General features: G+C 72.7%; 22 protein-coding genes. 11 read left to right on the forward strand and 11 right to left on the reverse strand.

Annotated elements, in window-relative coordinates:
- Positions 1-70 precede the first annotated feature (70 nt).
- From ACZ470_RS31925 to ACZ470_RS31965, 9 genes are all read right to left on the reverse strand, one after another.
- Positions 71-1,744: an LCP family protein gene (locus ACZ470_RS31925; RefSeq protein ID WP_468432856.1), complete on the reverse strand. Its 1,674-nt coding sequence runs from the start codon at positions 1,742-1,744 to the stop codon at positions 71-73.
- Between the two features lie 217 nt (positions 1,745-1,961).
- Entirely contained in the window at positions 1,962-2,408 is a 447-nt protein-coding gene (locus ACZ470_RS31930) for a protein-tyrosine phosphatase family protein (protein ID WP_468432858.1), read from the reverse strand.
- On the reverse strand, positions 2,405-3,373 hold the full coding sequence (locus ACZ470_RS31935) for a lysylphosphatidylglycerol synthase transmembrane domain-containing protein (RefSeq protein WP_468432860.1): 969 nt from the start codon (positions 3,371-3,373) through the stop codon (positions 2,405-2,407). Before ACZ470_RS31935 ends, ACZ470_RS31930 begins: the two co-directional genes overlap by 4 nt.
- Positions 3,370-5,754 carry a PEP/pyruvate-binding domain-containing protein gene (locus ACZ470_RS31940; protein ID WP_468432861.1) on the reverse strand — a complete coding sequence of 795 codons (2,385 nt, stop codon included), beginning with the start codon at positions 5,752-5,754 and terminating at the stop codon, positions 3,370-3,372. Before ACZ470_RS31940 ends, ACZ470_RS31935 begins: the two co-directional genes overlap by 4 nt.
- Positions 5,747-6,826 carry a Rieske 2Fe-2S domain-containing protein gene (locus ACZ470_RS31945; RefSeq protein WP_468432863.1) on the reverse strand — a complete coding sequence of 360 codons (1,080 nt, stop codon included), beginning with the start codon at positions 6,824-6,826 and terminating at the stop codon, positions 5,747-5,749. The genes ACZ470_RS31940 and ACZ470_RS31945 overlap by 8 nt, the downstream gene beginning before the upstream one ends.
- 46 nt (positions 6,827-6,872) lie before the next feature.
- Positions 6,873-7,874 carry a Rieske 2Fe-2S domain-containing protein gene (locus ACZ470_RS31950; RefSeq protein ID WP_468432865.1) on the reverse strand — a complete coding sequence of 334 codons (1,002 nt, stop codon included), beginning with the start codon at positions 7,872-7,874 and terminating at the stop codon, positions 6,873-6,875.
- Complete coding sequence (locus ACZ470_RS31955; RefSeq protein WP_468432867.1) at positions 7,871-8,980, reverse strand: Rieske 2Fe-2S domain-containing protein; 1,110 nt, start codon at positions 8,978-8,980, stop codon at positions 7,871-7,873. The genes ACZ470_RS31950 and ACZ470_RS31955 overlap by 4 nt, the downstream gene beginning before the upstream one ends.
- Entirely contained in the window at positions 8,977-9,894 is a 918-nt protein-coding gene (locus ACZ470_RS31960; protein ID WP_468432869.1) for a polyprenyl synthetase family protein, read from the reverse strand. The genes ACZ470_RS31955 and ACZ470_RS31960 overlap by 4 nt, the downstream gene beginning before the upstream one ends.
- Before the next feature lie 76 nt (positions 9,895-9,970).
- Positions 9,971-10,771, reverse strand: coding sequence for a TauD/TfdA family dioxygenase (locus tag ACZ470_RS31965; RefSeq protein WP_468432871.1), 801 nt, complete (start codon positions 10,769-10,771; stop codon positions 9,971-9,973).
- Positions 10,772-11,527: 756 nt separating this feature from the next.
- Here ACZ470_RS31965 and ACZ470_RS31970 point away from each other — a divergent pair.
- The 7 genes from ACZ470_RS31970 to ACZ470_RS32000 all read left to right on the forward strand — a co-directional run bounded on the left by ACZ470_RS31970 (position 11,528) and on the right by ACZ470_RS32000 (position 18,039).
- A complete protein-coding gene (locus ACZ470_RS31970; protein ID WP_468432873.1) occupies positions 11,528-12,664 on the forward strand; it encodes a transmembrane-type terpene cyclase in 1,137 nt (378 codons plus the stop codon).
- A 61-nt stretch (positions 12,665-12,725) separates the two neighbouring features.
- Positions 12,726-13,604 carry a methyltransferase domain-containing protein gene (locus ACZ470_RS31975; protein WP_468432874.1) on the forward strand — a complete coding sequence of 293 codons (879 nt, stop codon included), beginning with the start codon at positions 12,726-12,728 and terminating at the stop codon, positions 13,602-13,604.
- Complete coding sequence (locus ACZ470_RS31980; protein WP_468432875.1) at positions 13,601-14,260, forward strand: phosphatase PAP2 family protein; 660 nt, start codon at positions 13,601-13,603, stop codon at positions 14,258-14,260. The genes ACZ470_RS31975 and ACZ470_RS31980 overlap by 4 nt, the downstream gene beginning before the upstream one ends.
- Entirely contained in the window at positions 14,260-15,192 is a 933-nt protein-coding gene (locus ACZ470_RS31985; RefSeq protein ID WP_468432876.1) for a hypothetical protein, read from the forward strand. The genes ACZ470_RS31980 and ACZ470_RS31985 overlap by 1 nt, the downstream gene beginning before the upstream one ends.
- Positions 15,189-16,388: a cytochrome P450 gene (locus ACZ470_RS31990; protein ID WP_468432878.1), complete on the forward strand. Its 1,200-nt coding sequence runs from the start codon at positions 15,189-15,191 to the stop codon at positions 16,386-16,388. The genes ACZ470_RS31985 and ACZ470_RS31990 overlap by 4 nt, the downstream gene beginning before the upstream one ends.
- Positions 16,389-16,504: 116 nt before the next feature.
- Positions 16,505-17,347 (forward strand): MurR/RpiR family transcriptional regulator, encoded by an 843-nt coding sequence (locus ACZ470_RS31995; RefSeq protein WP_468432879.1) that lies wholly within the window; start codon positions 16,505-16,507, stop codon positions 17,345-17,347.
- A 107-nt stretch (positions 17,348-17,454) separates the two neighbouring features.
- Positions 17,455-18,039, forward strand: a complete 585-nt coding sequence (locus ACZ470_RS32000; RefSeq protein WP_468432880.1) for a hypothetical protein — start codon at positions 17,455-17,457, stop codon at positions 18,037-18,039.
- A 14-nt stretch (positions 18,040-18,053) separates the two neighbouring features.
- On the opposite strand, the gene ACZ470_RS32005 is transcribed toward ACZ470_RS32000, so the two are convergent.
- Positions 18,054-19,469 (reverse strand): type III PLP-dependent enzyme domain-containing protein, encoded by a 1,416-nt coding sequence (locus ACZ470_RS32005; RefSeq protein ID WP_468432882.1) that lies wholly within the window; start codon positions 19,467-19,469, stop codon positions 18,054-18,056.
- Positions 19,470-19,588: 119 nt separating this feature from the next.
- Here ACZ470_RS32005 and hutU point away from each other — a divergent pair, with 119 nt between their 5' ends.
- The 4 genes from hutU to hutI all read left to right on the forward strand — a co-directional run bounded on the left by hutU (position 19,589) and on the right by hutI (position 25,126).
- Positions 19,589-21,253 (forward strand): urocanate hydratase, encoded by a 1,665-nt coding sequence (gene hutU / locus ACZ470_RS32010; RefSeq protein ID WP_468432883.1) that lies wholly within the window; start codon positions 19,589-19,591, stop codon positions 21,251-21,253.
- 125 nt (positions 21,254-21,378) lie between these two features.
- Complete coding sequence (locus ACZ470_RS32015) at positions 21,379-22,581, forward strand: allantoate amidohydrolase (protein ID WP_468432884.1); 1,203 nt, start codon at positions 21,379-21,381, stop codon at positions 22,579-22,581.
- A complete protein-coding gene (locus tag ACZ470_RS32020; protein WP_468432885.1) occupies positions 22,578-23,921 on the forward strand; it encodes a formimidoylglutamate deiminase in 1,344 nt (447 codons plus the stop codon). Before ACZ470_RS32015 ends, ACZ470_RS32020 begins: the two co-directional genes overlap by 4 nt.
- A 20-nt stretch (positions 23,922-23,941) precedes the next feature.
- The gene (hutI, locus tag ACZ470_RS32025) at positions 23,942-25,126 is read left to right on the forward strand and encodes an imidazolonepropionase (protein ID WP_468432887.1); all 1,185 of its coding nucleotides are present in this window, start codon (positions 23,942-23,944) and stop codon (positions 25,124-25,126) included.
- Positions 25,127-25,136: 10 nt separating this feature from the next.
- Here the strand turns inward: hutI and ACZ470_RS32030 are convergent, their stop codons facing one another.
- Positions 25,137-26,693 carry a ricin-type beta-trefoil lectin domain protein gene (locus ACZ470_RS32030; protein ID WP_468432889.1) on the reverse strand — a complete coding sequence of 519 codons (1,557 nt, stop codon included), beginning with the start codon at positions 26,691-26,693 and terminating at the stop codon, positions 25,137-25,139.
- Positions 26,694-26,853 lie beyond the last annotated feature (160 nt).

Below are 26,853 nucleotides of genomic sequence, written 5' to 3' on the forward strand. Positions count from 1 at the left end.
AGGCCGGTGGCACTGGGGATAGCCCCCCTTTCGGCCTCGGGTTCGCCGGGGCGGACCGGCCGGGGCGCGGCTACTTCTTGCACATCTTCTCGTCGGCCCGCGACTGTTTGGCATCCACCTTCTTCGGCGGGGCGACGGGGACGCCGGCCTTCTTGAAGTCCGGGCCGAGGGTGAGGACCATCGGGGTCGTCGCGTCGGCGTCCGTCGTGCCGGGCTTCAGGGCGGAGGCGGGCAGGCCCATCAGATCGGCGAGCGCGCGTGCCTGGTCGGCCTGGTTCGGCGCGTACTCCAGCCGCGTCTTGTCGACCTTCGCCGGTGCGTTGCCCTTGTTGGTGGAGGCGGCCACGCCCTCTTCGGTCCGGAGCCAGACCAGGGTGTCCTGCGCGGCACCCTGCGGCCCGCCGCCGTTGAAGACGTCGACGCGGACCTCGGACGCCTCGGCCCGCGGGCCCTCCAGCAGTTCGGCCTGCTTGTCCTTGGCGTCCTTCTCCTTCTTCTTCACCTCGGTGAGGGAGGTGTCGTTCTGGAGCATGCTGAAGAGCTTCGGTGCCTCGGTCGGGTGCGGTACGACGGTGACGGGCGTGGGCTCGGCCGGATTGTCGACCACCGGCAGGGTCATCAGGGTGATGTTCTTCAGGTCGATCTTGCCGAGTTCCCTGGCGAGGGTGAGCAGCTTGCCGGGGCTGCCTATGCCCTTGTCGACGGTGAGGGACTTGGTGGCCGCGTCGGCGACGTCGAGCAGCTTCGTCGGGCTGTCCAGCGTGTCCTCCTTCAGCCGGCGGAGCATCGACGCGACGAACTTCTGCTGCATCTCGATCCGGTCCAGGTCGCTCTCGTTCTTCAGACCGTGCCGGTTGCGGAGGAACGACAGCGCGTCCTCGCCCTGGATCGTGCTCTCCCCGGCCGGGAGGTCGAGCCCGGAGCCGCCCTCCAGGTCCTTGATGGGCTCGTCCAGGCACACCTTGACGCCGCCGACCGCGGTGGACAGGGTCTTGACCGCGTTGAAGTCGAACATCATGAAGTGGTCGACCTCGAGGTCGGTGAGCTCCTCGACGGTGAGCATGGTGCAGCCCGGGTCGCGGCCGTTCACCCCGTAGGACTCGTTGAACTTGGTGGGGACCGTGGAGCCGGGTATGTCCTTGGTCGAGCCGTCGGACTGTTTGGACGTGCAGTCCGGGATGTCGATCATCAGGTCCCGGGGGATGCTCACCACGGTCGCGTTGCTGCGGTCCTCGGCCACGTGGAACAGCAGCGTGGTGTCGGCGTGGCCGGTGACGTTGGTGCGGTTGCCGTAGTCCTCGTTGCCCTCGCCGGTGCGGACGTCGTTGCCGATGACCAGGATGTTGACCGGCCCGTCCGCGAGGACCTTGTCACTGCCCACGTCACCGATGTCGACGGTGTTGATGTTGCCGTAGAGGCGGTCGTACCAGTAGTACGCGAACGCGGAGCCGCCGACGAGGACCAGGCCGAGGACGCCTCCCGTCCACATCAGCGCCTTCCTCTTGCCGCTCCGCTTCTGCTTGCGCTCGCGGCGGCCGGCGCCGGTCGTGTCCTGCGGGGCGGGTGCCGCCGCGCGGCGGCCGCGCTGGGCGGGGACCCGGGGCGTGGGAGAACCGGGGCGGGGTGCTCCCGGCCGCTGCGCTGAATCGTTCAGTCGCAGTTCGTACTCGCCGGTACGAGGGTTGAGCACCCACTGGTCGGCAGGATCGGTTCCATCCGCCTGCCCACGACTCTGCGCGTCCACGCTCGTTCCCGTTCTCCGTCGGATGCCACTGGGGTCACAAGCGCCTCAAGACGCTCTGTTGTTCGAGGAGTTACGCTATCCGGCCGATTCGGGATGCGGTGACGTCGTAGCAAAATCGTCGAGTTCCGGATCTGTCGCACAGCGGAACGCCCGGCCGGATGGTTCCGGCCGGGCGTTCCGCTCAGCTCTCGGTCATTGCTCGGTCACGGCCGGTCGCTCACCCGGAGGCGCGGGCGGCGAAGACCTGGCGGACGAACCGCCGCTGCCAGGGCACCTCGACCGCGCGGGAGTGGTAGTTCCGCCGCACCCACTTGACCGCCTCCTTGGGGTCCATGCCCTCGAAGACGCAGATCGCGGACAGCGCCGTACCGGTCCGGCCGACGCCACCGCCGCAGCAGACCTCCACGCGTTCGGTCTCGGCGCGCTCGTGGGCGAGACGGAGTTTGCGCATCGCGTCCATGGGGTCGGCGGGGAGCCAGAAGTCCCGCCAGGGGACCCATACGGACTCCCAGGGCGGATCGGCGGGCTGATGGTCGGTCAGGTGCACCGCGAACGTGGGGGTCTGTCCCTCCGGCAGGTCGTATCTGAGGCCACGCCCCCGGATCAGCCGCCCCGAGGGCAGCTGGATCACCTTGGGAGTATCGGCGTTCCACAGTTCGGTCATGTCGAATCCTGTTTCGATCGGTCGCGTAGCAGCGAATTGCCTGCCATCGTCATCATCCCCAGGGGGATCTGGGGAAGCACTTGTTGCGCATGGAAGACCAGTGCGAAGGCCAGCCCTTCGGCCTCACCGAGGACGCCCGCCGTCGCGCCCAGCACGGCCGCCTCGAAGGTGCCCAGCTGACCCGGCAGGGTCGGCAGGATGTTGGACACCTCGACCGACAGCAGGACCAGCACCAGGACGGCCGCCGAGAGCCCCAGACCGAGGGCCTTCGCGACGGCCGTCGCCGCCGCGAGGTCGAGCGCCCGGGTGGCGACCCCGGCCGCCCCCACCTCGGCGAAGACCCGCGGGCGGCGCACCGGTCCGAGCGAGGTGCGCGCGTCGAAGACGATCCGCCGCAGCCGGCTCTCCCGGGTCGGCGCGGACGGGGTGCGCGCGACCCGCACGATCAGCACGGACTCCACCGTCAGCACCGCCAGGTACGCCCAGGCGAGGGCCACCGCCCAGCCCGGCACCCCGCTGCCCGGCCACCAGACGACCACCAGGAAGGGCACCAGACCCAGGCTGGAGAAGAACTTGCGGACCAGCATGAGCGTGACGGTCACCGTCCTGGTCACCCCCTCGCGCAGGAGGTAGCCGACCCGGACGAACTCGCCCACCCCCTCCGGGCTGACGGCGGCCGCCGCCTGCACGGCGAACTCGATCCGCACCAGCAGGGGGAACCGGATCCGGGAGTCGGTGAACATGGCGTTCCAGCCGAGGGCCCGGGTCACCTGCGAGGCCACGTTGGCCAGGACGGCCACGGCCAGCCAGCGCGGGTCGGCGTCGGCCAGCACCTCCCACAGGTGGTCCGGATCCATGCCCCGCAGGGTGATCACCAGGCTGACGGCCACCGCGGCGAACAGCAGGGCCCGGATCACCCTGTCCCGCGTGCGGCGGTCCTTCGGCGGGGGCCCGGCCGGGGTCACGGCTCCCCTTGGAGCCGGACGGTGCCCGAGTCGCCGTCCACCGTCAGCAGGTCCCCGGTGACGATCCGCGAGGTCGCGGTCCTGACCCCCATCACCGCCGGGATGCCGTACTCGCGCGCCACCACCGAGCCGTGGGACAGCGCGCCCCCGACGTCGGCCACCACCGCGCCGGCCCGGGCCAGGAGCGGCGCCCACGCCGGCGTCACCTGACGCACGACGAGGACTTCCCCCTTCTCCAGCGCGTCCGACTCCGCGATCTCGTGGACGACCCTGGCCCGGCCCGTGTGGCTGCCCGGGCTCACCGCCGAACCGCTCAGCCCGCCCTCCTCGTCCTCCGGCCGCTCGACCCCGAACAGCGCCAGGGAGGTGATGTCCGAGCCGAAGAGCATGATCCGGGCGTCGGCGGGGACCACATCGGGCGGGTTGAGCCGCCGCTGCCACTGACGGCGCATACGGCGCTCGCGCACCAGGCCGCGCCAGCCCGCGTCACCGGTGCCGGTCCTCACCCAGCCGGACAGTTCGTCCCCGGTCAGATAGAAGACGTCGTCGTCGGCGTCGAGCAGTCCGGCCCGCACCAGCCGGCGGCCGAGATCGAGGTATCCGGCCCGCATGAACGGCCAGCCCAGGGTGAAGTGGTGCAGCGCCTCGTCCCGTACGCCGCTCCAGTGGTTCGCCCACCGGTGGACCCCGCGCCGCAGCGGGCCGAGCGGCCCGCGCCCGAGACGGCGGACCGGGTCGGCGGCGCCGGTGACCGGCACCGGCGCCGCGGCCGGTTCGCCGGCGGCCGCGTCGCCGCGGCGGCCGGCTATCACCGAGCGGAGCATCGAGGGATCGTCGATCGCGGTGGGCTCGGCCGGGTCGAGGCTGTACACCAGGTGGCCGAAGCGCCGCAGATACGCGTCGAGCAGCCGATCCTCCTCCTCCGGGTCCGCGGAGGCGACCCGGTCCAGGGCCCGGTCGGCCTGGTGGGCCAGGCGGTCCCCGCCCACGAGCAGGGCCCCGGCGGTGAGTCCGGCGGTGCGCCGGCCGCCGCGCGCGAGGACCGCCTCCAGCAGCCACTCGGTGGTGTTCCAGTGCCAGGCGAGGCCACCGATGACCGCCCAGTAGCGGGCGCTCAGCTCCTCGATCGTCCGGATCCGCCGCAGCACCTCGACCGGCGTGAGATCGGCGAGGGGCGTGTCCCGCACCCGCTCCAAGCCGTCCCGGAGCGCGGGCAGCACCTCGCCGCGCCAGCGCCGCTCCACGGGCGAGAGGTGGAAGCCGAGCCAGCGCGCGGTGAGCCGCAGGGTGCGCAGGGGGTGCCGGGAGAGGGGGAAGTCGAACCGCAGATAGGCGAAGCCGTTGACGGTGCCGTGCATCGGCTCCGGGATCAGCGGGCTCCGCGCGCGTCGCTCGGTCGGACCGCCCCAGTTGGTGGCCCACCGGTCGATCAGCGTCGGGAACAGTGTGGTGGCGAAGAGCGGGGAGAGCGGATCGGACAGCCACGAGTCGCAGATGCTCATCCGGGCCCACCGCGCGCCGGGGACCTCGCTCACCCAGTCGCCGAACCGGTTCGGACGCGGAACCGCGGCGGTGATCGGACGGGCCTGGAGCAGGTGGAGTCCGTCGTCGTCCAGGGCCCACTCGATGTCCTGCGGTCCGCCCAGCGCCCGCTCCACCGCCAGCGCCGTCCGCACCAGCTCGCGGAGGGGGCCCTCACGCCCCCGCGTCTCGCCCATCCGCTCCCCGAACGCGGTGCTGAACGCGGGCGCGTGCGGCTCGCTCCGGGCGAACGCGGCCCGGTTCGGCTCCACCACCCCGTCGACGAGCTGCGCGCCGAGCCCCTCGACCGCCTCCACGAGGACCAGATGATCGGCCTCCGCGACCGGGGCCTCCGCCGTGAACACCACCCCGGCCCAGGTGGGGTCCACCATCGCCTGCACCACGACGGCCATCGCCGGGGCCGCGCCGTCCAGGCCCGTCCGGTCCCGGTAGATCCCGGCGGCCGCGGAGTGCCGGGACCGCTGACACCGGCCGACGGCGGCCAGCAGCTCCTCGAAGGTACGGACGCCGAGCACGCTCTCGTACTGGCCGGCGGCGCTGCTCGCCGCGCCGTCCTCGCTGGTGGCCGACGACCGCACGGCGACGCCGTGCGGCGCGTGCAGGGACTCCCAGCGCTCCCGTACCCGCGCGACCGCCGAGGGCGGGAGCCCCGACCCGCCGGGGCTCCCGTCGTCCTCCTCCCGGCCCGCCGAGGCGGCGAAGAGGTCCACCGGGAGGCAGAAACCGGGCGGCACGGGGAAGCCCGCCGCCGCCAGCCGGCCCAGCCCCTTGGCCTTGCCCCCGACCCGCTCCACGGGCAGCTCGGCGGCCTCGATGAGATCCACGACGTCCTCAGCCACGCTCTGCCCACTCCACCCACTGCTGGTAGAACCGCCGGAACCGGCGGACCGCCTCGTCCCCCGGCACATAGATGCCGTGCCGGTCGCCCGGCAGCAGGGTGTCGAAGACCGGGAGGTCCTGGCGCGCGGCCACCTGCACCTCGGCACGGTGGACCAGCGCGCGCAGCAGGCCCACGATCCCCGCGCCGTCGGGGTCCACGGCGGCGTTGATGTGCTGGACGCTGTGGTGCTCCCCGATCGGGGTGACCGCCAGGACCATCCGGTACAGGCGCCGGCCGTCGGCGAAGTACTCGATCTCCTGGCAGCTCGCCCAGCCGCGCATCCGCAGGGTGAACTCGTCGGCGTTGAGCCCGAACACGTTCGACACCGCGCCCAGCGGGCCCCGGTACGAGGGCCAGGTCAAGGTCGCGTCGCAGCGCTCCTCCGGGCCGCCGTCCGCCGCCCCGGCCGCCTCCGTCGAGCCCGGCGCCCCGCCGCTCAGCGCCCTCTCGCGGGCGGCCGGGAACGTGATCCGGGCCTCCCCGGCCACGGTCAGCCCGTGCAGGGCCACCAGGTGGTCCGGATCGTAGGTGTTCTCCAGGATCCTCCGGGTGGTGGCCCGGGTCGGGTCGGCCAGCCGGAAGGCACGGGTGCTCGGGAGCCGCCGGGGCCGGAGGTCCGGCAGGTCCGGCGGTTCGTGGCGCGGCGGCCCGGGGCCGTACCAGACCCACACGTAGCCCGAGCACTCGCGGGTGGGCAGCGCGGTGACGGCGGCCCGGGCCGGCGGGCGCCGTCCCGGCACGGACACACACGCCCCGGTCCCGTCGAACCGCCATCGGTGGAACGGGCACTCCAGCGTCCCGTCGACCACCTTGCCGCCGTACAGGGCGGCGCCCGCGTGCGGGCAGACCGCGCTCTGCACATGGGCGCGGCCGTCGTCCCCCCGCCAGGCCACGTACACGTGCCCGAACAGGGTCGCCCTGCGCGGAGCGCGCCGTAACTCCGTCGAGGGGAGCGCGACGTACCAGCCCGAGGCAAGGTGCGTCACCGGTCGCGCCGACGCGGTCAGCCGCTCGGACGTCCTCTTCCTCATCCGGTCCCCTCCGCGCCGGCCCGCCGTGGTCCTCGTGTCGGTGTCCTCACTCCGTCCCCCGCCCCGTCCAGCGGCGGTGGAACTTGCGGAACCGCAGCACGCCCTCGTCGTCCGGGGTGTTGATCGAGCCGTCGGTCTCCTCGGCGTCCCGGTAGATGCGCAGGTCCGCGCGGGTGCCCCACCAGTGCTGGAGCCGGTACGCCCAGAAGACGGGGGCGGAGCCGAGCAGACCGCCGGCCCGCGGCATGACGGTCCAGCCGTGCATCGTGGTGGCGCCCTCGGACACCGGCGTCACGGCCAGCAACTCGTGGGCCACCGGGCGGTCGTTCAGCTCGAAGGTCAGCACCTGGTACGAGGGCGTCGAGCGCAGGTGCAGACAGAGCCGCCCCAGTCCGCCCGGGCGCCGGTCCAGCGGTCCCGGGAGGGCGATCGAGTCGGTGGTGATGCGCGCCCCGATCGTGTGCTTGTTCTCCTCCGTGTCCCAGGTGAGCCGCAGATCGCCGGCGATCCCGTGGACCACCGGGAAATGGGGCAGGTCGAAGCCGTTCTCCAGGACCCGGCGGGCCGGCGCGTTCGTGTCGAAGACGAACCGGTAGCGCCGGTGGGCCGGGGACGTCCGGTCCAGGTGGGGGAAGTCCGGCGGCGGGTACTCCGGGACCGCCGAGCCCACCCAGGCCCAGACGTAGCCGAGCCCCTCCCAGGACGGGTGGACCGGGGCCGAGGCGCCGCGCGGCACCCGCCGGGTGGCGGGGGCGGCCACGCAGGTCCCCTCGCTGTCGAACCGCCAGTGGTGGAAGGCGCAGCGCAGCGCGCCGTCCACCACCCGGCCCAGCTCCAGTGCGGCGCCCTGGTGCGGGCAGAAACGGTCCATGACCACGGCCGCGCCGTCGCCCGCGCGCCACACCACCACCTCCGCCCCGGCCACCGCGGCGGCCCGGGGCCGCCGTCCCACCCGGGTGGAGCGCTCGACCACGTACCAGCCGCGCGCCAGATCGCGCGGCGGTTCGAGAGCGCGGGGCGGCTGCCCCCGCACCGGCGCGAGACTCATGTGCCGACCTTTCCGTCGTCCGCCGCCCGGTCCACCCACGACTGGTAGTAGCGGCGGAACCTGAGCAGCCCGTTGTCGTAGCGCACGTACACCGTGGGCTGGGCGTTGCGGGTGGAGTCGTAGACGGGCACGTCCTGGAAGGTCCCCGCGCGGTTCTGGACCCAGAACAGGACGTAGTGGAAGAGGGTGCGGTGCCACCGTCCGGTGCGTCGGACGCCCGCCCAGCCGACCTGCCGGGTGGCCCGGTCCCCCTCGGGGACGATCCCCATGATCACTTTGTAGATCTCGGTGCCGTCCACGTACGCCGTGAACCGCTGTCCGCCCGGCCAGCCGTCGACCAGCAGCTCCATACGGCGGCCCATCGCGAAGGTGGAGACCACGCCGGTGAGCCAGCCGAGGGGGGAGCGGCGCAGGGGCGGCCGCCAGGGCCGGCCGGAGAACCACACGCCGAACCAGGCGTCGTCGCGGGACAGCGGCGGGCCGTTGTCCGCCGCCTCGGACTGCTCGGTCAGGACGCGGAACTCCACGCCGTCCAGGTCCAGTCCGTGCAGCGCGCTGAAGTGCTGGTGGTCGACGGCGTTCTCCAGCAGTTGACGGACGGTCCCGGTCGTGGAGTCGTCGTAGTGGAAGCCGAGGTAGCGGCGGGGCCTGTGGGACAGCGCCGGGAACTCCGGCAGTTCGAAGAGGGGCTCGGCGGAGCCGTACCAGACCCAGACGAATCCGTGGGCCTCGCGCGTGGGGTACGACCGGGTGCGGGCGGTCGTCGGAATGCGCGGGACGCCCGGGATGGCGGAGCAGATCCCGTTCCCGTCGAAGCGCCAGTGGTGGAAGGGGCAGCGCAGCTGTCCGTCGACGACGTCCCCGAGACCGAGGTCGGCGCCCTGGTGCGGGCAGTGCGCGGCGACGCACCGGGCCGCTCCCCGCCGGTCGCGCCAGAGCACCACCTCGCGCCCGAACAGCCGCATCCGGTGCGGTCCCTTGCCCAGCTTCGAACTCCTGATCGCGGCGTACCAGGAGGCGGCGATGTTCGCCCCGGCCGGGTTCGGCGGGACGGCCGAGGGCGGGCTGGTCTCCAGCTCCTCCGGGGAGCCGTGCGCGCCGATCACGCGGCGGCCCGGTCGTGCACGACCTGGGCGGCCCAGCGGAGCATCGACGCGCCCTCACCGAACCCCTCGAGCTCCTCGACCGCCCGAGTGATCAGTTCGCGTACCCGTTCGCGCGCCTTCTCCACACCCATGAGCCGGGGATACGTCCACTTGCCCGCGGCCCGGTCCTGGCCGACCTCCTTGCCGAAATCGTCGAAGCTGGACGTCTCGTCGAGTATGTCGTCGACGATCTGATAGGCGAGGCCTAGGTTTCTCGCATAGGTCGTGAGGCGGGATATGTCGTCCTGCGACGCGCCTCCGAGAATCGCCCCGGTGACCACCGAGGCCTCGATGAGGGCTCCCGTCTTCTTGATGTGCATCTCCTCCACGGTCCAGGGGTCGACCTGCTCGCGTCCCTGGCAATGGAGGTCGATCGCCTGACCGCCGGAGAGCCCGGACGGGCCCACCACCTCGATCAGTTTGGCCATGACGGCCAGGAGTCTCTCCGGACGCAGTGCACCGGCGTTCTGGAGGATGAACTCCAGGGCGTAGGCGAGCAGTGCGTCACCCGCCAGCAGTGCCATTCCCTCGCCGAAGACCCGGTGATTGGATGGATTTCCACGCCGGAAATCATCGTTGTCCATGGCCGGCAGGTCGTCGTGGATGAGCGACGCCGTGTGCAGCATTTCCAGGGCGCAGGCGGTGGGGAGAGCGATCGCCACATCGGTGTCGAAAATCTCAAAGGTCAACAGGCACAGAGTGGGGCGGATGCGCTTTCCGTCGGCCAGTAACGAATAGGCCATCGCCTCACGCAGCCGAGGCGGTTCCACCGAGTCCACGGAGGAGCGCAGCTTTTCGTTCACCTGGCGGCGGAAATTCTCCATCGGGACCGGGAAATCCACGTCCGCCTGGGCGTTGTCAACTGTGAAGGACACGAGCGTTCACTCCCCCATGTATTCGCTGAACACGTCGTCGAGTGACTGGGCGGCGCTGTTGGAGCCGTGATTCTCCTCAGGCCGGCAGCGGTCTGCCGGTCACGCTCATGCGCTTCAGCCAGCGGTCCGTGCCGTCGTACCGCGGCCGGAAGGCCCGACGGCCGTGCACGGCCCGGTAGTTGTCCACGATCAGCGCGTCTCCCTCGCCGACCACCACGTCGCGCTGGACGCGGCTCAGCTCGTCGACGACCGCCGCGAGGGCCTCGGCGGCCTCGGCGTCGCCGGGCAGGGCGGTCGTGTAGGGCGCGTCGATGCGCAGGCAGGGAGCCTCGGGGTCACCGAAGAGGACGGCGACCGGCTCCGGGTTGTCGTTCATCTCGTGCGTGCGCCGGAGTATCTCGCTGTCGGGGGCGAACTCGGCCAGCTGGCGCAGATGTTCCAGGTCGGGGCGGATGAGGAAGCGCTTCTCGCGGAGCACGGACCGGTGGTGCCGGCTGAGCCGCACGTCGTGGACGCTGCCGAGCGTGGTGGGTATCCGGTCGGGGTTCCTGATGCCGAGGAGCGCGAGATAGCGGCACCGGTCCTGGTGGAAGCCGTCCTCGGTGTGCCACTCCAGGGCGACCGAGCCGTGACCGCTCTGCTCCTCCCGGTCGCTCTCGACCGGGAACAGGTTCTGCACCATGCGGCCCCGCTGGATGGTCGGCCAGGCGAAGACCTCGCCCAGGCAGACCGCCAGGAGGGCCAGTTGGGCCTCCTCCAGATCCTGCCGGCTGTCGTCGAGGGCCTCCTGCCAGGAGAGCGGGGTGGGCCCGCAGCGATCCGGGTCGACCCGCAGTCCCGAGATGTGCAACGCGCACAGGGAGGGTGATTCCCTCAACTCACTCAATACCGCGAGAAGTGAGTCCGGTATTCGATGGACGTGCTCTTCGAGGCCCTTATAGAAAAGGGGGTTCGCAGGAGATCCCAGTGCCGTCAGTGCGGCCTCGGCCGCCGTGCACAACTCGGCCGCCTCTTTGGCCGGGAGTAAGTGTTCAGAAATGACGTCCATTGCATGCCCCCGTGGTGTGCGGAAGGTCTTGCGCGTCAGCCTGGGCGGTGCAGATCATAATGGTACATCATGTTCACCGTCCGTTCGGGTGAACGTAGCCCGGAATTCGCCATTCCGCCATGGTGGTTGCGCGTCCGCGGATCGGGCCGGCCGTGCGGGATACGACTCCAGGAGGCTGGATTGAGCACGTTGACCGTCCTGAGGACATCCGCTTCTCGGCGCGCCAAACGCCTGTTGACCTCGGTCGTCACCCAAGTGACCCCACCGGTGCGCCGAAGTACCGAGGTGGCCGTATCGGAGGGCGTCCACGCCCCTGTCCTGGGGGCGTCCCTGAAATGGCAACTTCGTGCCACGCCCATACGCTTGACAGCGCGATACCTCGCATTCGCGATGAAGCGCGGCCGTCTCGCGGCACTTGCTCCGGAACCGGTCGGAGGCCGCATCTTCGGGCAACTCGCGGGGATTCGGGACGCCTGCGTCGAAAGGGCCCTGGCGCGGCTCTGCGCCCGCATTCCCGAGGGCGCCCGCGCACACCGGGACATCGCGGAACTCGCACAAACGGAATTCGCGGTCCGGAAAGGAGCGGTGGATTCCGGCCAGTTGCGCCGCCTCATGGAACTGGCGCCCAGCGAGCTGCGCGTCGTCCGTGACCTCGGCCGTTCATGGCGGCGCCCCGGCGACGAGGCGCTCCGCGAGGCGCTTCGCCCGGCCGAGACCCTGGCCTATGTCGCCTCGGACCTGACGCGGTACGCCGGCGACACCGCCACGGTCGAACGCACCAACATCTACGCCGCCTTCGTCGACGCCTACGGTGACTCCGCCGCCGAGCGGCTGCGCGACGAAGTGGCCGATTTCAGAGCCCAGTTCGAGAAACGGCTGCTGTCCCTGGAAGCGGCGGACCGCGAACGGCTCCGGCGCGCGGTCGCGCGCCACTGCGCCGCCGCCTGGGGCGACTATCCGGATCCGGCGGTCGAACGACACGAGGAGGAGAGCACGGCCGAGGGGGTGTCCAGCGCCGTCGTCCTCTTCGGCATGCTGTGCGTGCTCGGATGGCTGGTCGCCTATGCGGCCATCATCTACCGGGGCTTCGCCGACCAGACCTACGGAGTACCGCTCGCCGCGCTCTTCGCCAACCTCACCTGGGAGTTCGCCTACGGCTTCCTCCTGGACCCGCTGGGCGACTACTTCCACACCGCGAGCGTCTTCGGGTTCCTGGTCGACGCCGTCATCGCCTGGCAGGTGTGGAAGTACGGCGCGGCCCAGTTCCCCGACAGCGCCCTCGGACGGTACTTCCGCCCGCTGTTCGGGCTGTGCCTGGCCGTCGCCCTGTCGGTCAACTACCACGCGTTCATCGATCTGGCCGATCCCGACGGGGAGTACACCGGGTTCGGGATCAACCTGATGATGTCGATCCTCTACATCAAGATGCTGGAGGACCGCGGATCGCCCGCGGGCCAGTCGATGTACATCGCCGTCGGCAAGTGGCTGGGCACGCTGTGCGCCTGGATCGCCACGGCGCTCACCGTCACCACCACACCGCAGCGGACCTGGCCGACGAGCTGGTCCGACTTCACGCGGAAGGCACTGGGCAACCGCTCGTACCCGCTGACGCCGCTGATCAACGTCATGTACGGGTGGACGTTCCTGCTCGACGCCGCCTACTGCGTCCTGCTCCACCGCCGCCTGCGAGCCGCCGGAATGTCGCCCTGGCGCAGGTTCTGACAGTGCTCCACTCCACCACGGGGATGCCGTTCCGCGATCGGACGGCAGGAAGGGAATGGCCATGAGCGCGACTCGTCAACAGGTCGTCGACTACTTCGAGGGAACCCGCTGGGACTACCGCCATCTGTGGCGCAGCGAGAAGGCCGGCGCCCTGCACTTCGGCTTCTACGACCAGGGGATCCGGAACCACGTCACGGCACTGCGCCGGATGACCGGCTACCTGGCGTCGGTCGTCGGGATCACCCCCGAGGACCGGATCATGGACGCCGGCTGCGGGATCGGCGGCTGCGTGATCCGCATCGCCGAGCGGTTCGGCTGCCGGGCCACCGGTGTCAACATCACGCCCTTCCAGGTCGAGGCCGCGCGGGAGGCCGCCCGCCGGGCGGCCGTCGACGACGTCGTGGAGTTCGTGGAGGCCGACTTCACCGACACCGGGCTCCCCGCGGAATCGCACACCGTGGTCTGGGCGCTGGAGAGCGTCGTCCATGTCGACGACAAGGAGGCCTTCGTCCGCGAGGCCCACCGGGTGCTGGCCCCCGGCGGCCGGCTGATGATCGCCGAGTACCTGGTCCGCGAGGACCCGGCACCCACCCCGGCCGAGGAGGAGGAGCTGCGGACCTGGTGCCGGGGGTGGGCGATGCCCGGCCTGCTCACCGACGCCGAGTACGAGCGGCTGCTGCGCAAGCAGGGCTTCGAGGACATACGGATCGTGGACATCTCCCGGTACGTCGCCCCCTCCCTGCGGCGGCTGGGATGGCTGGTGCGGCTGCTGGGACCCACCGCGCCGGCCTTCCGCCGGCTCGGGGTGCTGGCCCCGGTGCCCGCCGACAACCTGATCGCGTCCGCCGCGCAGATCCGGATGTTCGACGCCGGTGTCTGGAACTACAAGGTGGTCACGGCCAGGAAGCCCGGCGGCACCGCCGCAGAGCCCACGGCGTGACCGGCGCCGGAGCCGGGACCGCCGCCCGGTACCTGGTGGGCTCGGCGGTCTCGGCGGTGGCGCTCGTCGTGCTGGCCGCGCTGGTGGCAGCCGGGAACGGTGCCGTCAGGGCCTTCGACGCGGACGCCCGGGACCTCGTCGGCCGTGCGCTCGGGACGTCCGGCGACGACTGGCTCGGCGCCGGCGGGTGGGCCGACGTGACCGGCTCGGCCCTGCTGGGGGTGGGCGTACTGGCCGTCCTCGGCCTGCTGCTGGCCCGCCGCCGCTTCGCCGCCGCCCTGTGGGTGCTCGCCGGCCTGACCGCGCAGTTCGCGGCGGAGACCCTGCTCGAATCCCTCGTGGGCCGGACGGCCCCGGTGCCGGCCGACGGCACACCCGCCGACACCGGGTTCAGCTTCCCGTCCGGCCACACGGCCACGGCGACGCTCGTCCTCGTGGTGCTGCCGGCGGTGGTGTCCGCCGGCACACGGCTGTGGTGGCTGTGCCTGGGGGCCGGCGCACTCCTCGTGACGGCCGTCGGGATCTCCCGCGTCCTGGCCGACGCCCACCACGCCGCCGATGTCGCGGGCGGCTGCCTGCTGGGACTCGCGGTCGGTCTCGCGGTCGCCTGGCGCCTCGGCGCCCGCTCCCCGAACACCTTCGGAAAGGAAGCGTGATGAACAACGCGGTCGGCCTCGCGTCGACTCCCCTGGGAAAGGCCGCGGGCATCGTGCGGGACTACGTGCTGCGGATGTACTACGTGGTGGACGAGGTGCCGCGCCGGCAGCGCCTGCGGCTGACACCCGTACTGCTCGGCGTCGAGTACCTCGTCTACCGCGTCGACTCCCTGGCCGAACGCAACGCGGCGGTGGACCTCGACGCCGTACGGGGCAGCGACTACGAGGCGTTCCACACCTACAAGAGGGCGTTCGAGAAGGCCCTGCGGGCGCTCGGGGCGTGGAACGAGGACGTGGCCTTCCTGGTCGACGAGGCGGAGCGGTTCATCCGCCTGGAGAACGGCACCACCTCCCGCGGGACCGTCACCCGCGAGGACGCCCTCGCCATGGTCGAACTGCGGCCCACCGACGTACGCCTGCTGCGCGCCATGACCTTCGCCCTGCGCGGGCGCCCGATGGACCCCGCGACCCGGGACCTGCTCTGGCCGGTGGAGGTGCTCGCGGACATCGCGAACGACCTCCGGCACTACGAACGGGACGTCGCCTCGGGCACCTTGAACGTCTACTCCCTGTTCGTGGAGCTCTTCGGCGACGCGGCCGCCACGGAGCTCCGACGCGAGGTCGACCGCTACGAGTCGATGTTCCTCGAGCGCCTCTCCGCGCTGCCGCCCGAGCGGCGAACGCGGATCGCGGAGGTCTGCCGACGCCGCTACACGGCGGCCCGTGAGCCCTACCCCCGGGCGATCACCCACCCCCCGGCCCCCGCGCCGCCTTCCCGGCCCGCGGGCACGGGCCTGCGCAAGGGCGCCGTCGTCGGCGCCGCCCTGGCCGTCGGCGCGCTCGCCGCGGCCGTGCACCGGCGCGGACGGCCCCGGACCTCGCCGGCCCCCATCTCCTTACCGTTCCGCACGACGAGAGGACGTACGCCATGAGCGGCCCGACGCGCCCAGTCCCGGTCATGTTCAACCCGCTGTCCGACGGCTTCATGGAGGACCCGCACCCCCACTACGCCGAGGTGCGCCGGCACGCGCCGGTGCACGAGCACCCGGGCGGCTTCTGGATGGTCTCCCGGTACGAGGACGTGGAGGCGCTGCTCCGCGCGGACCTCTCCGTCGACAAGCGCAACGCGCGGGGCGCCGCCGATCCCGCGCGCCCGCCACGCCTCAAAGGACTCGCGCTGATCGACCAGGATCCACCGCACCACACCAGGCTGCGCAAACTCGTCTCCCAGGCGTTCACCCCCCGGGCCATGAGCGGCATCGAACCGGTGGTGCGCGACCTGGCCGGAAAGGCGCTGGACGACCTGGGCCGGGAGGGTGGCGGAGACCTCGTCGAAACCCTCGCCTTCCCGCTGCCGTTCGCCGTGATCACCCGGATCCTCGGGATGCCGAAGGTCGACACGGCGCGTCTGCGTGAGCTGACCGGCCTGCTGATACGGCTGGGGGAGCCCGGCGCGGGCTCCGACGCGAAGTCCGGCGTCGAAGCCGCCGACGCCGAGATGGTGGAGCTGGTCTCCGACGCGATCTCCCGCAAGCGCCAGGACCGCGGCAACGACCTGCTCACCGCCCTCATCGACGCCGAGGACGACGGCGACCGGCTGAGCCACGACGAGCTGGTCGCCCAGGTCGCCATGATCTACGTCGCCGGCTACGAGACGACGGTGAACCTGATCTCCGGCGGCGTCCTCGCGCTGCTGCGCCACCCCGACCAGCTCCGGCTGCTGCGCGCCACACCCGGCCTCGACCGGAACGCGATCGAGGAACTGCTCCGGTACGAACCCCCGGTGCACCTCGCCCGGCGCATCACCCTCCGTCCCCATCGGGTGGGCGGACACGACGTCCCGGCCGGCTCGGTCGTCCTCGCGAGCCTGGCCGGCGCCAACCGCGACGAGGAGTTCTGGGGCCCGGACGCCGACCGGCTGCGGCTCGACCGGGAGAACGCGCGCCGGCACGTCTCCTTCGGCGGCGGCGCCCACTACTGCATCGGCGGGGCGCTCGCCCGGATCCAGGGACGGATCGCCATCGGCGAACTGGTCCGCCGCTTCCCGGACCTGGAGCAGGACGGCGAGGTCCGCTGGAACGGCCTGCTGAGCCTGCGCGGCGCCGCCCACCTCCCGGTCCGCCTCTGACCGTCCGCCGGGGGACGACGTACGCCGCGCCCACGATCGTGCGTCCGCACACGTGCGCCTGTATAACGGCATGCAGGAGTTGCGATCGGTGAATGGGTCGAGGGGGACGTCACGTCATGAGCGGCACCGAGAGCCCCGCCGCGCGCCTTCAGGCGCTCTTCGAGGGGCACCGGCTGACGCCGACCCAGCGGCGCATCGCCCACAGCATGGTGCGGCGCGCCGCCGACGTGCCGTTCCTGTCCAGCGTGGAGCTGGCCGAGCTGGCCGGGGTCAGCCAGCCGTCCGTGACCCGGTTCGCCGTCGCCCTCGGCTTCGACGGCTATCCCGCGCTGCGCCGGCATCTGCGCGAGGTGGCGCCCGCCGAACCCGCCCCGGGGACCGGCTCGTACAACGAGTACCAGCAGGCCGTCGAGGCCGAGATCGAGAACCTGCGGCATCTGGCGGAGGTGCTGGCCGACCCCCGGCCCGTGCGGCAGGCGGGGCGGGTGCTGGCGGGGAGCCGTCCGCTGCCCGTGCTGGGGCTGCGGGCGGCGGCGGCCCAGGCGCACGGGTTCGCGTACTTCGCCGCCAAGGTCCATCCGGACGTCCGGCTGCTCAACGAGGGCGGCACGATGCTCCACGACCGGATCGACGCCGCCGCGCGGGCCGGGGCGAGTGCCCTGCTGTGCTTCGCGCTGCCCCGGCATCCCCGCGAGGTCGTGGACACCCTCGTCCACGCCAAGGAGACGGGGCTGACCGTGGTGACCGTCGCCGACTCCCCGTTCGCGCCGGTCGCCAAGGTGTCCGACCTGCTGCTGCCCGCCGCCGTCGGCACCGGGCTGGCCTTCGACACGGCGTGCGCGCCGATGCTGCTGGGCCGGGTGCTGCTGGAGGCGATGTGCGACGACCTGCCCGACGCGCAGGCGCGGCTGGAGGAGTTCGACGCGAAGGCGGCGGCGCGCGGCCTGTTCGTGGACTGACGGCACGAGCGGCGGCACGGCTTCCGGGTTCTCAGACTCGTCTCACCTTCCGCCGCTAACCTCCTGTGCGCACTGAGTTCACTGACGTGAGACACGGGAGGCTGGACGTGACGCGCGGAGGACAGGGGCTGGCCAGGGTGGCCGTCGTCGTGCGGGCCGGGGCCGCGCCACTGTGGTGGCTGGGAGTGGTCGCGGCGGGCACCGGGGCCCTAGTACCGGGACTGACCGGGCGGCGGATCGGTGTACTGGCGGGAGCCGCGCTGTTCATCGTGGCGGCCGCCGTCGTGGCGTACGGGCGGCGGGGCCGGTATCGCGCGTCGGCCCGCTCGGCGGCCCGGGCGGGGCGGCACGACGTGCTCCAGGACCGCGCGGTGACCGTCCGCAACTGGCGCCGCGGGCACCGCTGGTGGCTGCTGCTCGCCTTCCTCGCCGCGCTGGGCACGGCGTTCGCGGTGCCCGCCGCGGGCGGTCTGCTGCTCGCCGGGTGCGGGGCCGGCCTCTGGCTGAAGGCGGCCTGGATCGGCCGTCTGGAGCGGGACGGCGAGGCCCTGCTCTGGGTGCGCGTCGACTGGCTCCGGGCGGGGGTGGGCCGGCCCGCAGGCAGGACGGTCAAGGGCTACCGCACCACGGGGATCGCGGCCGGCGACGCGGCACCGGGCGGCGCCCGCCGCCGGGCGCCGGCCCTCGTGTGACCTGCTCGTGTGACCTAGCGGATCAGGGCGTCGGTGTGGGCGGCGCCCGACTCCGCGACGATCTCCTCGATCGTCTGGGGGCCGCGTACCGTCGCGAAGGTGACGCCGGACCCGCCGTCCGGGGTGAAGCCGTAGACGCCGGGGCGGGGGAGCGAGTTGTAGGCGTAGTGGTGGGCGAAGTAGTACGCGCCGGTGTCCAGCGCCGCCGCGTAGTCGCCCTGCTCCAGCAGCGGCAGTGACTGCGCCTGGGCGAGCAGGTCACCGGCGAAGCACGCCGGTCCCGCCACGTCCTGCACGACCGGCGTGCCCTCCTTGGGCCGCCCCTTCGCGTCGTACGCGGCGATCCTCAGCGGCCACGACGCCGGCGCGTACACCGTCCGCGTCGCCACCTGCACGCCGGCGTGCGTCACCGCGACCGGACGCCCGCCCGCGCTCTTGGCGTACTCCACCCGCGCGACCACCGTGCCGTGCTTGGCCAGCAGCGACCGGCCGAACTCGGTGACCAGCCCGTACCGCCCGTCGAACAGCCCCGGCACCGTCTCCCTCAGCAGCCGTGCGTACCGCGTGTACGTCGGCGTGCTCGCCTCGGAGGCGAAGTTCACCGGCAGCCCGCCGCCGATGTCGACGGTGTCGACCTGGTGTCGTCCCGCGCGCCGGTTGATCTCCTCCGCCAGTTCGTACGTCTCCGCCACACCCCGCGCCATCATCGACAGCGCGATGCCCTGCGACCCGGTGTGCGCGTGCAGCCTGGTCAGCCACGGCCGGTCCAGATACGCCCGTACGACCCACTCCCGCGCCCCCTCGTCGCGCAGCGCCACCCCGAACTTCGAGGTCGCCGTGGCCGTGGACAGGGCCTCGATGGACCCGCCGCCGACCTGCGGGTTCACCCGGATGCCGATGGGGGAGCGGGAGGCGGATTCCGCCATCAGGGCGTCGAGGCGGGCCAGCTCCTGCGGATTGTCCGCGTTGACGGCGATGCCCAGCGCGAGCGCCTCCCGCAGCTCGGCGGGTGTCTTGGCCGGCGAGTCGAGGACCGTCCGCTCGGGCTCGACCCCCGCCGCCCGCGCCAGCGCCAGCTCACCCGGGCTCGCCACCTCCGCGCCGATGCCCTCCTCGCGCAGCAGCCGCAGCACCGGCACCAGCGGGCTCGCCTTCACCGCGAAGGCGTGCAGCACCGGCGTGCCGGGCGCCGTCACCGTCTCGAACGCCGCCCGCAGCTCGGCCGCCGACTCCCGGATGCCGGTGACGTCGAGCAGGGCCACCAGGGGGCTGTCGGCGTCGAGCAGTCCCTGCTCCACGGCGGCCCGCACCGCCTCGTCCCGTCGGGCCGCCCGCCCGGCGGCGTACGGGTCCACCTCGTCCGTCCGGTCGTCGTCGTAGGCCACCACCGCGTCCCCCGTCCCCTTGGCGTTCTCCGTGTTCGCGCGCATGAACCCAGCCAAACATCCCCCGCACGGCGGTGCCGACCCGCCCCCGTCTTGACTAGTTCTATTCAGCTGACGAGGATGTGAATATCTGCAGTAATCGTCGGCAGTACAGGAGGCAGACCATGTCCGGACCCCGCCCTGTCCGAGCGCCGCGCGGCACGGAACCGAGCGCCCTGGGATGGCAGCAGGAGGCCGCCCTGCGGATGCTGCAGAACAACCTCGACCCCGAGGTGGCCGAGCACCCCGACAAGCTCGTCGTCTACGGCGGCACCGGCAAGGCCGCCCGCGACTGGCGCTCCTTCGACGCCATGGTCCGCACGCTGAAGACCCTCAAGCAGGACGAGACGATGCTCGTCCAGTCCGGCCGCCCCGTCGGCGTCATGCAGACCCACGAATGGGCCCCGCGCGTCCTCATCGCCAACTCCAACCTCGTCGGCGACTGGGCCAACTGGGAGGAGTTCCGCCGCCTGGAGGCCCTCGGCCTGACCATGTACGGGCAGATGACCGCCGGCTCCTGGATCTACATCGGCACCCAGGGCATCCTCCAGGGCACCTACGAGACCTTCGCCGCCGTCGCCGCGAAGAAGTTCGGCGGCACCCTCGCCGGGACCATCACCCTCACCGCCGGCCTCGGCGGCATGGGCGGCGCCCAGCCGCTCGCCGTCACCATGAACGACGGCGTCGCGATCTGCGTCGACTGCGACCCCCGCGCGATCGACCGCCGCATCGAGCACCGGTACCTCGACGTGAAGGCCGACTCCCTCGACCACGCCCTCCAGCTGGCCGTCGAGGCCCGGGACCGGCGCAAGCCCTTGTCCATCGGCGTCCTCGGCAACGCCGCCGAGCTGGTCCCGCAGCTGCTCGCCATGGGCGCCCCCATCGACATCGTCACCGACCAGACCTCCGCCCACGACCCGCTGGCGTACCTCCCCGTCGGGATCGCCTTCGACGACATGGCCGACGCCGCCGTGAAGGACCCGGCCGGTTTCACCACCCGGGCCCGCGAGTCCATGGCCCGGCACGTCGAGGCGATGGTCGGCTTCCAGGACGCCGGCGCCGAGGTGTTCGACTACGGCAACTCCATCCGCGGTGAGGCACAACTGGCCGGGTACGAGCGGGCGTTCGCCTTCCCCGGCTTTGTGCCGGCGTACATCCGGCCGCTGTTCTGCGAGGGCAAGGGACCCTTCCGGTGGGCCGCGCTGTCGGGCGACCCCGCGGACATCGCCAGGACCGACAAGGCGATCCTGGAGCTGTTCCCGGAGAACGAGTCCCTCGCGCGCTGGATCAGGATGGCGGGGGAGCGGGTGCACTTCCAGGGGCTGCCCGCGCGGATCTGCTGGCTCGGGTACGGGGAGCGGGACAGGGCCGGTGAGCGGTTCAACGACATGGTGGCGAGCGGGGAGCTGGCCGCGCCCATCGTGATCGGGCGGGACCATCTCGACTGCGGGTCGGTGGCCTCTCCCTACCGGGAGACCGAGGCGATGCGGGACGGGTCCGACGCGATCGCCGACTGGCCGTTGCTGAACGCGATGGTGAACGTGGCCTCCGGGGCGTCGTGGGTGTCGATCCACCACGGTGGGGGTGTCGGCATGGGGCGGTCGATCCACGCGGGGCAGGTGACGGTGGCGGACGGGACGGCGCTGGCGGGGGAGAAGATCCGGCGGGTGCTCACCAATGACCCGGGGATGGGTGTGATCCGTCATGTCGATGCCGGGTACGACATCGCGGAGTCGGTGGCGGGCGAACGGGGTGTGCGGGTGCCGATGCGGGAGGGTGAGTCGTCGTGAGTGTGCCGAGCGGCGACCGTCCGGTGGGGGCTGAGGTCTCGTCGCCGGCTGCGGGTTCGGCTGTGCCCACCTGTTCCGCCCTGCGGAACGACTGCCCACAGCCTGTGCCGGCTTCCTTTCATGAGATGTGGGCGCAGTTGTTGCCCATCGGGCGCAGTGCCGTCTCCGGGGGTTACCGGAGGTTCGCGTGGACCGGGGCCGACTTGGAGTGTCGGAGGTGGTTCGAGGAGCAGGTTCGCAGCCGGGGGCTGAGCTACGAGGTCGATCGCAACGGGAACCAGTGGGGCTGGCTCGGGGATCCCGCGCGGGGGGACGCCGTCGTCACCGGGTCGCATCTGGACTCCGTTCCCGACGGAGGGGCCTTCGACGGGCCCCTGGGGGTCGTGTCAGCCTTCGCCGCCCTCGACGAACTGCGCCACCGAGGCGTGCGGTTCGCCAAACCGCTCGGCATCGTCAACTTCGGGGACGAGGAGGGCGCCCGGTTCGGGCTCGCCTGTGTCGGCTCCCGGCTCACCGCCGGGGCGTTGACGGTCGAGCAGGCCCACCGGCTCACCGACGGGGACGGCATCACGCTCCCCCGGGCCATGGAGGCCGCCGGGTACGACCCCGACGCCATCGGCCCCGACCCCGAACGGCTCGACCGCATCGGCGCCTTCGTCGAACTCCACGTCGAACAGGGCCGGTCCCTGGATCTGTCCGGCGACCGGATCGGCATCGCCTCCGCCATCTGGCCGCACGGGCGCTGGCGGTACGACTTCCGGGGCGAGGCCAACCACGCCGGCACCACCCGGCTCGCCGACCGGCGCGACCCGATGCTGTCGTACGCCGAGACCGTCCTCGCCGCCCGCCGCGAGGCCGAACTCGCCGGAGCCGTCGCCACCTTCGGCAAGATCGCCGTCGAGCCCAACGGCGTCAACGCCATCCCCTCCCTGGTGCGCGGCTGGCTCGACTCCCGCGCCGCCGACCAGGAGAGCCTGGACACCGTGGTCGGCGGGGTGGAGAAGGCGGCCCGCGCCTACGCCGCCGCCCACGGCGTCACCCTCGACGTCGAACGTGAGTCCTTCACCCCCGTCGTCGAGTTCGACCACGCCCTGCGCGACGAACTCGCCCGCGTCCTCGGCAGCGACACGGACCTCAAGGTGCCCGTCCTGGGCACCGGCGCCGGACACGACGCCGGAATCCTCTCCGGACGCGTCCCGACCGCCATGCTGTTCGTGCGCAACCCCACCGGCGTCTCGCACTCCCCGGCCGAGTTCGCCACCGAGGACGACTGCGTGGCCGGGGTCCTCGCACTCGCCGACGCACTGGAAGGACTGGCCCGCACGTGACTGCCACCCAGCGGACGTACTGGCTGGAGCACGCCTGGCTCGGCACCCATGTCGAGCCGGGCGTGACCCTCGTCGTCCGGGACGGCCGCATCACCGCCGTCCGCCAGGACACCCCCGCCCCGCCGCCCGGCGCCGAGATCCTGCGCGGACTGACCCTGCCCGGACTGGCGAACGCCCACAGCCACGCCTTCCACCGCGCCCTGCGGGGCAGCGTCCAGGTCGGCTCCGGCACCTTCTGGACCTGGCGCGAGACCATGTACGCCACGGCCGACCGGCTCACCCCGGACAGCTACCACGCGCTCGCCCGGGCCGTGTACGCCGAGATGGCCTTGGCCGGCATCACCACCGTCGGCGAGTTCCACTACGTCCACCACGCCCCCGGTGGCACGCCCTACGCCGACCCCAACGCCATGGGCGAGGCGCTCGTCGAGGCCGCCGCCGAAGCCGGTATCCGCATCACCCTCCTCGACACCGCCTATCTCTCCTCCGGCTTCGGACAGCCCCCCACCACCCACCAGCTCCGCTTCTCCGACGGCGACGCGGACGCCTGGGCCGAACGCTGTTCAGTTCTCAAGGAACGGGATCACGCGCGGATCGGGGCGGCGATCCACTCCGTCCGGGCCGTACCGGCGGAGCAGTTGGCCACCGTGGCGCGGTGGGCCGAGGAGCGGCGGGCCCCGCTCCATGTGCATCTGTCCGAGCAGACCGCCGAGAACGACGCCTGCCGGGAGATCCACGGGTGCACCCCGGCGCAGCTCCTGGCCCTCCACGGCGTCCTCGGCCCGCGCACCACCGGCGTCCACAACACCCACCTCACCGCCGAGGACATCTCCCTCATCGGCGGCAGCGGCACCGGCACCTGCATGTGCCCGACGACCGAACGGGACCTCGCCGACGGCATCGGACCCGCCGCCGCCCTCCAGAACGAGGGCTCCCCGCTCTCCCTCGGCTCCGACAGCCACGCCGTGATCGACCTGCTCGAAGAGGCCCGCGCGATGGAGCTGAACGAGCGGCTCCGCACCCGCACCCGCGGCCACTGGACGGCCGCCGCCCTGCTGCGGGCCGCCACCGCCGACGGACATGCCGCCCTCGGCTGGGACGGCATCGGGAGCATCGAGGCCGGGGCGCGCGCCGACCTCACCACCCTCGCGCTCGACTCGGTCAGAACCGCGGGGCCGCTGCCCCGGCTGGGCGCCGAGACGGCCGTATTCGCCGCGACGGCAGCGGACGTCCGCCACACGATCGTGGGAGGCCGCCACGTCGTACGCGACGGGGCGCACACGCTGGTACCCGATGTGCCCGGAGCCCTCGCGCAGGCAGTCGAGGCACTGCGCGCCTGACGACCACCCCTGAGGACACCATGAGCAGCACCGTCATCAGCAACATCGCCACGCTGGTCACCAACGACCCCTCCCTTGGTGACAATTCCCCTCTCGGTCTGGTCCGGGACGCGGCCGTCGTCATCGAGGACGACCGCGTCGTGTGGACCGGTGAATCAAGCAAAGCACCCGCCACTGACAACCGGGTCGACGCCGGCGGCCGGGCGGTCCTGCCGGGCTTCGTCGACTCCCACTCCCACCTGGTCTTCGCGGGCGACCGCACCGAGGAGTTCAACGCCCGGATGTCCGGCCGCCCCTACAGCGCCGGCGGCATCCGCACGACCGTCGCCGCCACCCGGGCCGCCGACGACGCGGAACTGGAGGCGAACCTCACCCGTTTCCTCGACGAGGCGCTCCGCCAGGGCACCACCACCTTCGAGACGAAGTCCGGGTACGGCCTGACCGTCGAGGACGAGGCCCGCGCCCTGCGCCTGGCCGCCCGCCACACCGACGAGGTCACCTACCTCGGCGCCCACATCGTCGCCCCCGAGTACGCCGAGGACCCGGCCGGCTACGTCGCCCTGGTCACCGGCGAGATGCTGGACGCCTGCGCGCCGCACGCCCGTTGGATCGACGTCTTCTGCGAGAAGGGCGCCTTCGACGGCGACCAGGCCCGCGCGATCCTCACCGCAGGAAAGGCGAGGGGCCTGCACCCGCGCGTCCACGCCAACCAGCTCTCGTACGGCCCCGGTGTCCAGCTCGCCGTCGAGCTCGACGCGGCCAGCGCCGACCACTGCACCCACCTCACCGACGCCGACGTGGACGCCCTCGCCGGCGGGAACACCGTCGCCACCCTGCTCCCCGGCGCCGAGTTCTCCACCCGCGCCGAGTGGCCGGACGCCCGTCGGCTGCTGGACGCCGGGGTCACGGTCGCGCTGTCCACGGACTGCAACCCCGGCTCGTCGTTCACGTCCTCCGTCCCCTTCTGCATCGCCCTCGCGGTGCGGGACATGGGGATGACGCCGGACGAGGCGGTCTGGTCGGCCACGGCGGGCGGAGCCAGGGCCCTGCGCCGCGACGACATCGGCCGCATCGCCCCGGGCGCCTACGCGGACCTGCTGCTCCTCGACGCCCCGTCCCATGTCCATCTGGCCTACCGTCCCGGTGTGCCCCTGGTCCGCGCGGTCTGGCGGAAGGGACGCCGAGCCGAGCGGCGGGAGGTGTGAGACGGGTCCGTCACCCCGCCCCGGCCCGCCACCGCTGGTCCGCCCGGCCCGCCTCCCGGACCAGTGACACCGACCCGTCGCCGTCCGGTGTCACGGCGTGGTCCGGCGCGACGGCCGGGCGGATCACACCGCGCGCGTCGACGGCGAAGCGGAGGTTCTGGCCGTTGCGCCCGTCCACCGAGTCGCACTGCCAGATGCCGACGCCCCGGTACACCGCGCCCCGGCTGTCCAGGCAGTAGTCGGGGTCGGCGGCCGACTGGAGCACACCGCGCTCGGCGTCGACCCGCCACAGCTGGGTGGCGGAGGAGGTGCAGCGGGCGGTGACGACGTCCGTGCGGTTCTCCAGCTCGCCGTCGATGTCCAGGCACAGACCCGAGTCCAGGTTCACCACCTGGGCGTACGTGCCGCCCGGCGGGGGATACGTCGGCGTGGTGCGGGTGGGCGTGGGCGAGGGGCGCGCGGTGCGGGACGGGCTGGGCTTCGCCGTCCGCGACGGCGAGGGCGAGGGCGAGGTCCGCGTCGGGGACGCCGTGGGCGACGACGGCGCGGTGGCCGTCACCGTCACCGGCGGCGGGACGGACGAGGGGACGGTCGTCCGCGCGGCGCGCTCGGACGGCGCGTCGGTCGGCGACAGCAGGAAGAGCAGCAGCGGCACGACGGCCACGCCGAGTGCCGTCGAGGCCAGCGCCAGGCGTCGCGACCGCGGCCAGACGGGAACGGTGCCGAAGCGGGTGTCCGGCTCCGCCGCGACCGGACCGGAGACGGCGTACGCCGTGCCCGCCCACGGCAGCAGTCCCTCGGCGAGGGTGGTCCGCGGGTCGTCCCGCAGGGCGCACAGCTCCGCGTGGGCCGCGGCGCAGTGGGCGCACCGCGCCATGTGCGTGTGCAGGTCGGCGCTGTCGCGGGGGCTGTCGGGCCGTACCGATTCCTCGATGAGGCGGCGGAAGTCGGCGCACCGGGGGTCGTCCGAGGCGGCCAGCCGGGACCGCAGACAGGCCTGGCCCAGGGTGTGCAGCGCCGGGTCCGTGCCGTAGGCCACGTCCTGGGGCGTGACGCCGAGGAAGGCCGCCGTACGGTCCGCGGGCTCGCCCTCCACGATCCCGTACCAGAGGAGGCCCTGCGCCCGGTACGGCAGTGTCCGGAAGGCGGTGAGCATCGTGGGGACGGGGCCGTCGGGGCCGGAGGAGCTGAGCACGAGGTGCAGCCCGGGGTCGAGCCCGCCGGCCCGTCCGTCCACCGCCCAGGACGCGGCCACCTGCGCGGTCAGCAACAGCAGATGGTGCCTCAGCGGGCCCCCGGGATCGGTGCCGCGGGCGGTCTGACGGGCGGCCAGCGTGAAGGCCTGCGCGGTGAGCTGGCGCGCGGTCGAATCGCCCGCGGCGCACCGGCGGGCGTAGGCGAGGACCGAGGGGCCGTGCCGTGCGCGCAGTTCCTGGAGGGCCGAGTACGCGGTCGGCGTGTCACCGCGCAACGACTCGGTCAGCCGTGTGTCGGGCACCTCGGAGTGCGCTCCGTGGCGCCCGCCGTCGGACCCGGCACCGTCCGCGCTCCCGTCCCCCCGAGCCATCCCCAGCCTCCCGGCACCCGTGGGCCTGCCCGGCCCGCCCTCCGACCTACCGGCCGGTTTGCGCGCCCATAGTGGAGGAAGACGGCCCCCCGGGAAAGGGGTGACCGCGGGTAAGGGGGCGCGCCCCGCGCCCGGCGGGCGCCCGGTGCCCGGAGGGGGC

Source organism: Streptomyces sp. NPDC031111 (assembly GCF_055570675.1).